Genomic DNA, 12,785 nt, shown 5'->3' with positions numbered 1-12,785 from the left:
CGGATGAGCGAACGTACGGGCACGGCCGCCGTGCAGGACCTTCAGCTGCGCATCGACGGGCGCGAGGCCCTGTCGGCGGACTGGGTCGCAGCGGTGCACGCCGTCTGTGACGGTGCGGAGGACCACGCAGGCCGCGCCCGGATCACGGTCCGGGTCTCGGGCACCCCCGACGCAGCCTGGACGGACGGGCTGACGGTGTCCCTGGTGAACAAGTGGGAGCGGGCGCTGCGCCGCCTGGAGCGGGTACCGTCCGCCGTCGTCGCGGTGGCCGAGGGCACGGTCGGCGGAATGGCCCTGGACGTCCTGCTGGCCACCGACTACCGCATCGCGGCCGGCTCCCTGCGCCTGGTGCTGCCCGTCCACGACGGCGCCACCTGGCCGGGGATGGCCCTCTACCGGCTGGCCCGGCACGGCGCGGGCGTCGCCGCGATCCGTCGCGCGGTGCTCTTCGGCACCCCCGTCGAGGCGGCCGAGGCCCTCGCCCTGCGCCTCGTCGACGAGGTGGCCGACGACCCCGACCACGCCCTGAGCCGGCTCGGTGCACGCCTGTCCGGGCTCTCGGGCCGGGAACTGGCGGTCCGCCGCCAGCTCATGTCCGAAGCCCCCTCGACCTCCTTCGAGGAAGCCCTCGGCGCCCATCTCGCCGCCTGCGACCGCAGCCTGCGCCGCACCGACGCGGGAGCCGCGCCGTGAGCGGGCCGGGGGCGGCCGAGGCCGTGCTCCGTGAGGCGCTGACCGGCGTACGCGCCGACGACCCGGAACGGGCACGGGCCGTGCTCGAGGCGGCGGCCCGCCGCACGGACGAGGTGCTCGCCGCACTGCCCCGGCCGCGGGAGCGCTCCACCGGGGAGCGGGAGCACGCCGCCCGGGTGCTCGACGCCGCCCGTGCGGTGCGGGCCGCCTTCCTCGACGTCCACGCCGACGCCGTCTACGACGAGCTCACCGATGCCCGTACCCGGCACCTCGGGCTGGACCAACTCGTCGAGGCGGCCGCCAAGGCGTTCCCGGGACTGGTACCGGACGCCGCGCGCATGGCGGACGAACGGGCCCGCGCGCAGGCGGACAAGGAAGGGCACGAGATCGACCAGGGCATCCTCCTCAGCCGCGTTCGGTGGCCCTGGGCGTGGGAGGGAGCCCCGGCCGTCCGGGGCGTGGAGCGAGGTCGGGTGCGTCTGGTTCGTGAGAGCGAGCTCGTGCCCTCCTGGGCGGGCGCGTGCGCTTCCGCCGTCGTCAGGCCGACACCGACCAGCCGCCCGCGCCGAGCAGCCGGGCCAGTTCCGGTGCACCGCCGCGGTGCACCAGCAGTTCGACCAGGCCCTGCCCCTGGCCCGGGGCGTGCTCGATGCGTACGTCCTCGATGTTGACCCCGGTCTCGCCCACCGCCGCGAACACCTCCGCGAGCGCATTGGGCCGGTCCGGGATCGCCACGGTCACCGCTGCGAGGTCGGCCAGCGAGGTGCCCGGCTTCGGCGTGACCCGGGCATGCCCCCGTAACCCCTGGACGAGCAGCCGCCGCAGGTCCTGCTCCGCCTGTCCGCGCACGCCCGGATCGGCGCTGCCCAGGGTCCGCAGCGCACCGACGACGACGGCGAGGTCGGCCGCGTAGGCCTCCAGCACGTCGGCCACGGCCTCGGCGTTGGAGTGGAGGATGTCCTGCCACAGCGCGGGATCGCCGCCCGCGATCCGGGTCATGGACCTCAGCCCCTGCCCGCAGACGCGCACGCTGGCCTCCGTGGCGTCGCTCAGCCGGGCCGCCATCAGCGAGGAGATGAGGTGCGGCGCGTGCGAGGTGAGGGCGACGGCGCGGTCGTGCGCGGCGACGTCCATGATCACGGGTGTGCCGGCGCACAGCGCGACCAGCTCCAGCGCGCGGTTGAGGACGGCCTCGTCGGTGTGGGCCGACGGGGTGAGGACCCAGGGCCTGCCCTCGAACAGGTCGGCCCGTGCGGCCAGCGGACCCGAGCGTTCGGTGCCCGCGAGGGGATGACCGCCGATGTAGCCGGCCGGATCCGCGCTGTGCGCCGCGAGCAGATCCTGCTGCGGCCGCGCCTTCACGCTGGCGACGTCCGTGTAGGCGCGGGCGAGGCCCTCGCGCTGGACGCGGGCGAGTTCCGCCGCCACGTGCGCGGGCGGTACGGCGAGCACCGCGACGTCGACCGGCTCCTTCGGGGGGCTGAGCGAGCCGGCACCCATGGCCTCGGCCGTCTGCGCCGCCGTGCGGTTCACATCCACCAGGTGAACGGTGACGCCGCTGCGAGTCAGGGCGAGGGCGACGGAGGTGCCGATAGCACCGGTTCCGATGACCGCGGCGCTCCTCATCGCCGGCCGCTCTGGCAGCGGGCGGTTCGGGCGCGAGTCCGCGGTTTCCCGGGACCACCGGCAAAATGACGGGAACGGTGTGGGGACATGTGAAGGTCCCTTCGGAAATCTCACGGTCGGAGAAAAGACCGGGTAAGAAAAGGGAAGGGCTGAATCCGAGTCAATGCAGGAGCGAAGACACCCTTTCCCGGAAGATTATGGCGGCCGCCCCTCCCGTGCGCAGTCCACCTCCGCCGGGAGTTACGGCACCCCGGTGCAAGGTGTCCGGAAAAAGGTCTTGACTTGGCCCGCGCGGTGGTGGGGTGCATACCCGCCGTGCCCGAAGAAGCCGCTGGCAGCGGCACCTCCGCGCGCACGCCGCGCGTTCAACCGAGGAGCCGCCGCAGTTGAACAGGGTCTCCTTACCGAAACGTAAGGTGTTCCAGTTCTGTACGGAACCGTCACCAGACGGGTATGTTCAAACCGGTTTTCCGGGGGGCCGGAGACGAGTAGTGAGCCACTAGATCTTGGTCGACCGCTCACGCGCGGCCGAGGGTACAGGATACGCACGGCGATGGTTCAGGGCTCACCGATCTTCCGCGCTCCTCCAGGGCTCGACAAGCGGAGTCGATCTCGTCCGCGGTCGTCGTAAAGAGCCTGAAAGTCGGAGTTCCGGCCATGCGTAATGGGGGAGATGAGTTTGAAACAACGCGTCGCCAACTTAAGACAGCCGGTCCCGGTCGATCACCCGAGCGAGGCGGCCCGACTCGCCGGATATGCACAGCACCCCGAGAGAACAGTCGTGTCCGTCCCGCTTGCCGCGCTCCTTCCCGCGGACTCGCCGCGCCTGGAGGGCAGGGACGAGGCGCACGTCGCCCGGCTGATGGAACTCGACGTACCGCTTCCGCCGATCCTCGTGGACCGTCGCTCCATGCGGGTCATCGATGGAATGCACCGGCTCGCCGCCGCATTCCGCACAGGTGCGGAAACGATTTTCGTCGAGTTCTTCGACGGCAACGCGGAAGAGGCGTTCCTGCGGGCCGTGGAGGCGAACGTCACTCATGGCCTGCCCCTTTCCCGGGAGGACCGGCGGGCCGCCGCGGAGCGCATCATCGCCTCGCACCCGGCGATGTCGGACCGGGCCATCGCACGGGCGACCGGCCTGGGCGCCAAGACGGTCGCGTCGATCCGGCGCCAGACGAGCGTGTCCGGACCGCGGCTGAACTCGCGCATCGGCCGCGACGGCAAGGTGCGACCGCTGAACGGCGCCGAGGGCCGCCGGCGGGCCGCGGAACTGCTCGTCCGCTACCCCCAGGCCTCCCTGCGTGAACTGGCCCGGCTCGCCGGTATCTCGCCCGCGACCGTCAGCGACGTCCGCAGACGCCTCGCCGCAGGCGAGCCGCCGGTCGCGGAGCCGCACGTCGTGGCCGGCCGGGAGGCCCACGACCAAGAGGCGCGGGACGGCGCCGGGGCAGCGCGCGTCGACGCCGGCCGGGAGACCTACGACCCCGAGGCGCAGGACGGCGCCCAGGCAGCCGAGCACGGTCATGCGCGGGACCTCTCCTCCGCCGCGCGGACGGCAGAGCGGCGGGAGGCGGGCCGGGGCCGGCCGACGGCCCCCGACCCCGCGCCGCTGCTGGAGAAGCTCCTGCGTGATCCCTCCCTGCGGCACAAGGAGGAGGGCCGGCACCTGCTGAGGGTGCTCCGGCAGAACGCCCTTGGGGAGCAGGGGTGGTCGAAACTGGCCGCCGCCGTCCCCTCGCACTGCGAGGACCTGGTCGTGGACCTGGCCCGGCGCTACGCGGAGACGTGGATGGAATTCGCCAGGGAGCTGGACAAGCGCATGCGCTGACGGATTCCGGCGCACGACAGCACGAACCGAACCCCCGCCGCACGGTGACGCGGCGGGGGCAGTCCGTCAGGGGCACGGGGCCGGGCGCGTGGGCAACTCGGTGATGGCGAAGCCTCGTAGGCGGAGGCTCAAGCGGCGGAGGCGTCCGACCGCAGTGCGTCCTTGACCTCGGCGAGCCAGGGCAGCGCGGCGAGCACCTCGCTGCCGTCGACCCCGAAGTCGACCAGCGCGGCAATCTCGTCCACCCCGGCCTCACCCAACCGGCGCGCGAGCCGGGTGCACTTGTCGACCGACCCGAACAACGCGGCCGCGTGGAAGTATCGCTGGAACGCCAGACCCGCCAACTGCCGGGGGTCACGCTCCTGCAGCCCGGGCCACTGCCCCTTCCACAGATCGATCGAGGACAGCAGGTACGCCATGAACGGATCCCGTACCACGGCGCGCACCTCCGCGTCGGTGCCGCCCACGAAGGTGTGCAGCATCAGCGTCACCGTGCCGGCCGCCGGATCGTGCCCGTGCCGCTCCCGCGCGGCGCGGTAGAGACCTATCTTCTCGGCCAGTTCCTCGGCCGACTGGAACAGCAGTGCTGTCAGCACGTTCAGGCCGCGTTCCCCGGCCGCCACGAACGACTCCGGCCGGGACGTGCACGTGAACCACAGCCGCGGCTCCTCCTGAACCGGGCGGGGATAGGTGTGCGTCTCCACCGACTCTCCCGTGCCGTTGCGCCGGGGCAGCCCCTTTCCGGCCCACAGACTCTTGACCACGTCGATGGTCTCCAGCGTGTACTCCCGGCGCCGGTTGAACCGCTCCGGCGCCAGCACGAAGTCGTTCGGGTTCCACCCGGTGGCGAACGCGAGGTCCACCCGCCCGTAGGACAGGTTGTCCACGAACGCCCAGTCCTCGACCACGGTCAGCGGATCCCGCAGCGGCAGCACCACACTGCCGGCCCGTAGCCGGATCCGCCGCGTCCGGGTGGCCAGCGCCGCAGCGGCGAGTGCCGGGTTCGGATAGGCGCCGCCGAAGGGATGGAAGTGCCGCTCCGGAATCCACAGCGCCGTGAAACCGTTGTCGTCGGCGAACTGTGCGGTGCGCAGCAGGAGTTCGTACTCCTGAGGCGGGTCGAGCACCTCGCGGTTGGCGAAATACAGCAGACTGAAATCCACGGTGCACCTCCGGTGCGGTCAGGGACGGCCGAGCACGACGACCGCGTTGTGGCCGCCGAAACCGAAGGAATTGCTCACGGCGTACGGCAGATCCGCCCGCCGTGGCCCGCCATGAACGACGTCGATCTCCGGGACGCCGGCACCGGCCTCCTCGAAGTTCGCGGTGGGCGGCACGACGCCTCGATCGATCGACAGCGCCGTGAACGCGGCCTCGGCGGCTCCCGCCGCCCCCATCATGTGGCCGGTCACACCCTTGACGGAGGTGACCGGCGTGTCCGGCCCGAACAGGTCCGCGACGAGCGCCGCCTCGACCGCGTCGCCCTGCGGCGTGCTCGTCGCATGCGCGTTGACGAACGCGACGTCGGACGCTGCCAGCCCGGCGTCGTCCAGCGCCCGCCGCAGCGCGAGCCGGGCGCCCGCGCCCTCGGGATGCGGCGCGGTGAGGTGGTACGCGTCCGACGACTCGCCGTACCCCAGCAGCGCGGCGTAGGGCCGGCGCCCACGGGCCCGGGCGGCGGCGGTCCGCTCCAGGACCAGCACGGCGGCGCCCTCACCCAGCACGAACCCATCGCGCCGCCGGTCGAACGGCCGGGACGCTCCCGCCGGGTCGTCGCGGCGGCGCGACAGAGCCTGCAACCGGTCGAACGCGGCCGACACCAGCGGGGAGACCACCGCCTCGGTGCCGCCGGCCAGCACCACGTCGCAGCGGTCCGCCCGCAGCAGATCCAGCGCCAGACCCAGTGCCGTCGTACCCGACGCACACGCCGTGGCCACGCCCAACGCAGGGCCGCGCAGCCCGACTTCGAGCGCCACCGTGGCCGGAGCGATGTTGCCGATGGCCTTCGGCACAGTCAGCGGGTTGACGCCCCGGGCCCCCCGCTGCGCGAACCGCCGCGCCTGCTCCTGCCACGTCCCCAGCCCCGCGACCGCGGTGCCGATCAGCACCCCGACCCGGTCCGGATCCCAGTCCCCGTCGGCCGGAGCCGCGTCCGCCACCGCCTCGCGGGCCGCGGCGAGCGCGTACTGCGTGAACGGATCCATCCGCCGCGCCTCGACACCCAGCGACGCCTCCGCGTCGAACGCGGTCACCGCGCAACTGAAGTCCACGGGTGCGCCCGCGAGCCGCGGATCGGCGGCGGCCGCGGGCAGGCCCGCACAGACCGCCTTCCACGACGTGGCCGTGTCGGCACCCGCCGGCGTGACCATCCCGATACCGGTCACCACCACCTCAGGACGCCCGTTCCCCGGCCCGCTCATGCCGGGATGACCGCCCCGCGGGCCTCCAGCAGCTCGGCCAGCTCCGCCACGGTCGTGACGGCACTGAGTTCCTCCTCCTCGACGCTGACGCCGAGCTCGTCCTCCAGATGGGCCCCGAGCTCGGCCAGCGACAGCGAGTCCACGTCCAACTCCATGAACGACTTCTGCGGGTCGATCTCACCCGGCACCTTGTACGCGGTGCTCAGCAGGGTCGTGAGGTACGCGATGAACATCGGCGGGTTCCTTCCCACGTCAGACCTCCGTGCACACGGGGGTCAGCTGCGGCCAGATCAGTGCGGACGACGCCCAGGTCAGCCCACCGCCGAAAGCGGAAAGAACGGTCCGGGCGCCAGGCTTCAACACCCGGGCGGCCAGCGCGTCGACGAGCGCCAGCGGGATCGAGGCGGCCGCCGTGTTGCCGACGTCGGCGAGCGCGCCCACGGCCCGCCCGGCGGGCAGCCCCAGCCGCCCGGCCACCGCCTCCACGATGCGGAGGTTGGCCTGATGGGGCACGAACGCGTCGACCGTCTCCGGGGTCCAGGAACAGTCCTTCATCACTCGCAGCGCGGAGGCCGCCATCCGGTCCACGGCCTGCAGATACACCTTCCGCCCGGCCATCGCGAACCAGCGCTCCCCGTCCGGCCGCTCCCGCACCCCCGGCACCCGGATCAGCTCCGCGCCCGAGCCGTCACTGCCGAGGTCGAACGCCAGCAGCGCCCCCGGCTCCTCCGGTGTGCCGCGGCGCACCACCACAGCCCCCGCACCGTCACCGAACAGTACGGCCGTGGCACGGTCCGCGGGATCGACGATGCGGGAATACGTCTCCGCCGCGACCACCAGCACACTGTCCGCGATCCCGGCCGCGAGCCAGCCCCACGCCGTCGCCAGCCCATAGACGAAACCGCTGCACACCGCCGACACGTCGAAAGCGGGAACGCACCCGAGTCCGAGCCGGTGCGCGACCTCCGGAGCGGCCGGCGGACACGGGCGGTCCGGAGTCGAGGTCGCGAGCACCACACCGCCCACCGTGCCGGCACCCGCCGAATCCAACGCGTTGACCGCGGCCGCACACGCCAGATCGGTCACGGAGACATCGTCGGACACACGACGCCGGGAGGAGATTCCGGTACGGGAACGAATCCAGGCGTCACTGGTGTCCAGGATCCCCACCAGGTCGGCATTGTCCACCTTCCCGGCCGGAAGACACGTCCCCAGCCCCGCGACGACCGCCGCGACAGGCGCACCGACCGTACGCCGGGCCATGGGAGGGAGATCCGAACCTCGCAAGTCGCCGCCCCCCTTTGTCGGCTACCAGGTATCGGCACGGCGAGCGAACGCCGCCGCATTCCACGGGACTGTGCCGCTGCGCGACCGTACCCCCTCGTCCACTGACGTCACCAGGAACGGCGGGCCCCGACGGTGTTCAACCGCAGTCCCGACGCAGTTGAACGACGCGGCGATCACCGCCGATTGATTTTCCTCGGGAAGCCGGACCACTCTGATCGGGGTCAGCGCCCGGCTGCCCGATTCCCATCACCGAAGAAGGGACGGCCCGATGACGAATCCGTTCGACGATCCGGACGGCAGGTTCCTGGTCCTGGTCAACGACGAAGGGCAGCACTCGCTCTGGCCCGTATTCGCCGACGTTCCCGACGGCTGGAAGAGCGTTTTCGGGGAGGCCGGCCGCCAGGAATGCCTGGACTACATCGAGAAGTCCTGGACCGACATGCGGCCCAAGAGCCTCATCGAGGCCATGGGCCAGTGACCAGCACCCCCCGGCGCGCCGAACACGCCCGCCGGGCGGCCAGGAACAGCACGAAGAACCACCGCCCGGCTTCGCACACGAAGCCGGGCGCATTTCAGCATGCCCGCAGGGCCGCTGCACTTTTCGCTGCACACGTCCGAGCCCGTTCAGCACAGAAGTGGCGCCGGAATACCAGGGGTTGGTGGAAATGGCTGCATTCGACGGAGAGTTCCAGCAACTGACGGCCGGCCAGCTGGAGATCTGGCAGGCGCAGCAACTCGCGCCGGACAACCCGATCTACAACATCGCCGAATACCTGGAACTACGCGGCCCGCTCGACCCCGACCTGCTCGCCCAGGCCCTGCGGCACACCGTCGCCGAGGCCGACAGCCTCCGGCTGCGCTTCCACCTCCAGGACGGCACCCCCACCCAGCGCATCCTCGCCCCCGGCGACGACGAACCCGTCCACCTCGTCGACGTGAGCACCGCACCCGACCCGCACACCGCCGCCGAAGAGTGGATGCGCAGCGACCTCGCCCGGCCCGCCGACCTCACCGGCGGCCCGCTGTACTGCTTCGCCGTCCTGCGCCTCGCCCCCGGCCACCACTACTGGTACCAGCGCCACCACCACCTCATCACCGACGGCCCCGCCGGCGCCCCGCTCGCCACCCGCGCCGCGCAGATCTACGACGCCCTCCGCACCGGCCGCGACCACCGCGAGGGCGCACTCGAACCCCTGTCGGTGCTCCTGGACGCCGAACGCGCCTACCGCGACTCGGCCGACGCCGCCCGGGACCGCCAGTACTGGCTCGACACCCTCGCCGGCCTCCCCGACACGGCCGGCGGACCCGGCGGCACCCGGCTCCCCGACCACCTCGTACGGCACGCCGGCAGCCTCACCGGCGAGCACCTCACCGGCCTCGAGGCCGCCGCCCGCCGGCTGCGCACGGGCCTCGCCGGACTGCTCATCACCGCCGCCGCCCTCCACCAGCACCGCGTCACCGGCGAACGCGACATCACCGTCGGCCTGCCGGTCGCCGGCCGCCTCGGCCGACGCGTCCTCGGCATCCCCGGCATGACCGCCAACAACCTGCCCCTCCGCGTCCGCCTCACCCCCGCAAGCACCCTCGCCGACGCCGTCCGCAGCACCACCGCCGCCGTCCGCGAGGGCTGGCGCCACCAGCGCCACCGCTACGAACACACCCTGCGCGACCTCAAGCGCGGCAACGGCGACACGCTGTGCGGCCTGCACATCAACGTCATGGACTTCGCCTACCCCGAGCGCATCGGCGACTGCCGCGTCACCACCCACAACCTGTCCACGGGCCCCATCGGCACCGCACGCGTCGACATCTACCGGCGCCCCGGCGAACCCGGCATCGGCCTCGACGTCGACGTCAACCCCGACGTCCACCCCCCGGCGGACGCCGAGCACATCGCCCGCCGCTACCTGCGGATCCTCGACTGGATCGCCCGCGCCCACCCCACCGACCCGATCGGCCGCATCGGGCTCCTCGACGCGGACGACCGGCGCCGCGTCACCCACGACTGGAACGACACCGCCACCCCCGTCCCCGACACCACCGTCCCGGACCTCTTCGCCACCCACGTCGCCCGCACCCCCGACGCGGTCGCCCTCGCCTCCGACGACACCGAACTCACCTACGCCCAGCTCGACGAGCGCGCCAACCGGCTCGCCCACCACCTGCTGAGCCACGGCGTGGGACCCGAGTCCGTCGTCGCCGTCGCCCTCGACCGCGGCATCGACCTCGTCACCGCCCTCGTCGCCGTCTGGAAGACGGGCGCCGCCTACCTCCCCGTCGACACCGCCCTGCCCACGGACCGCATCGCGTTCATGCTCACCGACAGCCGGGCCACGGTCCTCCTCGCCACCGACGACCTCCTCGACGACCTCCCGGTCCGCCGCGTCCTCACCGTCGCCGTCGACGCCCCCCGCACCCGCGCCGCCCTCGCCGCCGCCCCCGCCACCCCGCCCGACACCACCATCGCACCCGACGGCCTGGCCTACGTCATCTACACCTCCGGCTCCACCGGCACCCCCAAGGCCGTCCTGCTCACCCAGGCCGGCGCCGCCAACCTCGCCGCCATCCAGGCCGCCCGCTGCGGCGTCGCCCCGACCAGCAGGGTGCTGCAGTTCGCCTCACCCGGCTTCGACGCGGCCACCTGGGAACTGCTGATGGCCCTGTGCACCGGCGCCCGCCTCGTCGTGGCCCCCGCCACGGCCCTGCTCCCCGGCCCCGGCCTCACCGACGTCCTCACCCGGCACCGCGTCACCCACGCCACCCTGCCGCCCGCCGTCCTCGCCGTCCTCGACCCCGCGGACCTCCCCACGGTCACCACCCTCTTCTCCGCGGGCGAGGCCCTCGGCGCCGACCTCGTCACCCGCTGGGCCCCCGGCCGCCGCCTCATCAACGCCTACGGCCCCACCGAAACCACGGTCTGCGCCACCATGACCGGGCCCCTGGCCCCCGACGACGAGCCCCTCATCGGCACCCCCAACCCCAACACCCGCCTCCACGTCCTCGACGAGGCGCTCCAGCCGGTCGCCCCCGGAGTCACCGCAGACCTCTACGTCGCCGGCACCGGCGTCGCCCGCGGCTACCTCGGACGACCCGCCCTGAGCGCCGAACGCTTCGTCGCCGACCCCTTCGCCGCCGACGGCACACGCATGTACCGCACCGGCGACCGCGTCGCCCTGACCCCCGACGGCCGCCTCCGCTTCGCCGGCCGCTCCGACGACCAGATCAAGATCCGCGGCCATCGCGTCGAACCCGGAGAGATCCAGGCCGTCCTCACCGCACACCCTGCCGTCGACCAGGCCGTGGTCGTCGCCCACGACGACGCCACCGGCGGCGCGCGCCTCGTCGCCTACGTCGCCGCCGACACCGCCCGCGCCGCAGAACTCGCCACCACCCTGCGCGCGTTCGCCGCCGGCCGCCTGCCCGACTACATGATCCCCAGCAGCGTCGTCGTCCTCCACGCCCTTCCGCTCACCCCCAACGGCAAGGTGGACCGGGCCGCCCTGCCCGCCCCCGCCGCCACCGGCGGCGCCCGCCGCGCCCCCGCGACGGAGCACGAGGAGATCCTCTGCTCCGCCTTCGCCGAGACCCTCGGGGTGCCCCGCCTCGGCCCCGACGACAACTTCTTCGACCTCGGCGGCCACTCCCTCCTCGCCACCCGCCTCGTCAGCCGGATCCAGACCCTGCTCGGCGCCGAGATCCAGATCGCCGACGTCTTCGAGGCCCCCACCCCGGCCGGCCTTGCCGCCCTGCTGGCCGCCGGCGCCCGCTCCTCGCGCCCCGCCCTCACGGCCGGACCCCGGACCGCACGGATCCCGCTGTCCTTCGCCCAGCGCCGACTGTGGTTCCTCGGCCAGCTGGAGGGCCCCAGCGCCACCTACAACGCCCCCCTCGTCCTCGGCCTCACCGGCCCCCTGGACCGGGACGCGCTCACCGCCGCCCTCCGCGACGTCCTCGAACGCCACGAGGCCCTGCGCACCGTCTTCCCCGCCGAGGAGGGCGAGCCCTACCAGCGTGTCCTCGCCATGGACGAACTGGACTGGGAACCCACGGTGACCGGGGTGGTACGGGCGGACGGCACCTACGCCCGTCTCCGGGACCTCGAGGACCTGCCGACGACGATGCCCGGCAGCACGGACGCCGACGACGACACCGACGAGGACGCCGCCGGCCCGGCGGACCTGGCGGCCGAGGTCGTACGAGCGGCCCGCCATCCCTTCGACCTGGCGGTCGAGGTGCCGGTGCGGGCGTGGTTGTTCGCGGTGTCGCCGGAGGAGCACGTGCTGGTGCTGGTGGTGCACCACATCGCGGCCGACGGCTGGTCCATGACGCCCCTGCTCCGAGACGTGTCGGTTGCCTATGGGGCGCGGGTGGGGGGTGTTGTGCCGGGGTGGGCGGCGTTGCCGGTGCAGTACGCGGATTATGCGGTGTGGCAGCGGGAGTTCCTGGGGTCGCCGGACGATCCGGGCAGTGTGATGTCGCGTCAGGTGGAGTACTGGCGTGGTGTGTTGGCGGGGGCGCCGGAGGAGTTGGGGTTGCCGTTCGATCGGGTGCGGCCGGTGGTGGCGTCGCATCGGGGGCATTCGGCGGGGTTCGTGGTGGCGGGGGATGTGCACGGCCGGTTGGTGGAGGTGGCGCGTGCTGAGGGTGTGACGGTGTTCATGGTGTTGCACGCGGCGTTGGCGGTGGTGTTGTCGCGGTTGGGTGCGGGGTCGGACATCGTGGTGGGTTCGGCGGTGGCGGGCCGTACGGATGAGGCGCTGGATGATCTGGTCGGGTGTTTTGTCAATACGTTGGTGATGCGTACGAATGTGTCGGGTGATCCGTCGTTCCGTGAGGTGCTGGGGCGGGTGCGGGAGGCGGGGCTTGGTGCGTATGCGCATCAGGACGTGCCGTTCGAGCGGCTGGTGGAGGAGCTGGCGCCGGCACGC

Annotated in this window: 9 protein-coding genes; 4 read left to right on the top strand and 5 right to left on the bottom strand. The window is 72.9% G+C overall.

The window, feature by feature from the left end; all coding sequences use genetic code 11:
* Nucleotides 1-3: 3 nt before the first annotated feature.
* Nucleotides 4-693 (top strand): enoyl-CoA-hydratase DpgB, encoded by a 690-nt coding sequence (dpgB, locus tag H0H10_RS33055; RefSeq protein WP_188184862.1) that lies wholly within the window; start codon nt 4-6, stop codon nt 691-693.
* Between the two features lie 537 nt (nt 694-1,230).
* On the opposite strand, the gene H0H10_RS33050 is transcribed toward dpgB, so the two are convergent.
* Nucleotides 1,231-2,319 carry a prephenate dehydrogenase gene (locus H0H10_RS33050; RefSeq protein ID WP_188184861.1) on the bottom strand — a complete coding sequence of 363 codons (1,089 nt, stop codon included), beginning with the start codon at nt 2,317-2,319 and terminating at the stop codon, nt 1,231-1,233.
* Nucleotides 2,320-3,100: 781 nt separating this feature from the next.
* On the opposite strand from H0H10_RS33050, the gene H0H10_RS33045 reads away from it, so the two are divergent.
* Nucleotides 3,101-4,150 carry a transcriptional regulator gene (locus H0H10_RS33045; RefSeq protein WP_309141945.1) on the top strand — a complete coding sequence of 350 codons (1,050 nt, stop codon included), beginning with the start codon at nt 3,101-3,103 and terminating at the stop codon, nt 4,148-4,150.
* 128 nt (nt 4,151-4,278) lie between these two features.
* Here the strand turns inward: H0H10_RS33045 and H0H10_RS33040 are convergent, their stop codons facing one another.
* Genes H0H10_RS33040 through H0H10_RS33025 form a run of 4 tightly spaced genes read right to left on the bottom strand, consistent with a single transcriptional unit; the run spans nt 4,279 to nt 7,833 of the window.
* The gene (locus H0H10_RS33040) at nt 4,279-5,313 is read right to left on the bottom strand and encodes a MupA/Atu3671 family FMN-dependent luciferase-like monooxygenase (protein WP_188184859.1); all 1,035 of its coding nucleotides are present in this window, start codon (nt 5,311-5,313) and stop codon (nt 4,279-4,281) included.
* An 18-nt stretch (nt 5,314-5,331) separates the two neighbouring features.
* Nucleotides 5,332-6,534 carry a beta-ketoacyl-[acyl-carrier-protein] synthase family protein gene (locus H0H10_RS33035; protein ID WP_309141944.1) on the bottom strand — a complete coding sequence of 401 codons (1,203 nt, stop codon included), beginning with the start codon at nt 6,532-6,534 and terminating at the stop codon, nt 5,332-5,334.
* A gap of 32 nt (nt 6,535-6,566) precedes the next feature.
* Nucleotides 6,567-6,803 (bottom strand): acyl carrier protein, encoded by a 237-nt coding sequence (locus H0H10_RS33030; RefSeq protein ID WP_188184857.1) that lies wholly within the window; start codon nt 6,801-6,803, stop codon nt 6,567-6,569.
* A 19-nt stretch (nt 6,804-6,822) separates the two neighbouring features.
* Complete coding sequence (locus tag H0H10_RS33025) at nt 6,823-7,833, bottom strand: beta-ketoacyl-ACP synthase III (RefSeq protein WP_188184856.1); 1,011 nt, start codon at nt 7,831-7,833, stop codon at nt 6,823-6,825.
* Between the two features lie 292 nt (nt 7,834-8,125).
* On the opposite strand from H0H10_RS33025, the gene H0H10_RS33020 reads away from it, so the two are divergent.
* Nucleotides 8,126-8,335: an MbtH family protein gene (locus H0H10_RS33020; RefSeq protein WP_188184855.1), complete on the top strand. Its 210-nt coding sequence runs from the start codon at nt 8,126-8,128 to the stop codon at nt 8,333-8,335.
* A 187-nt stretch (nt 8,336-8,522) separates the two neighbouring features.
* Nucleotides 8,523-12,785: non-ribosomal peptide synthetase (locus H0H10_RS33015; protein WP_188184854.1), on the top strand; the 4,263-nt coding region annotated here is incomplete at its 3' end.

Source organism: Streptomyces griseicoloratus, assembly GCF_014534645.1.
GTDB classification, from domain to species: Bacteria; Actinomycetota; Actinomycetes; order Streptomycetales; family Streptomycetaceae; genus Streptomyces; species Streptomyces griseicoloratus.
The sequence above is the reverse complement of the archived record's forward strand: the minus strand, read 5'-3'. Positions and strand labels throughout refer to the sequence as shown.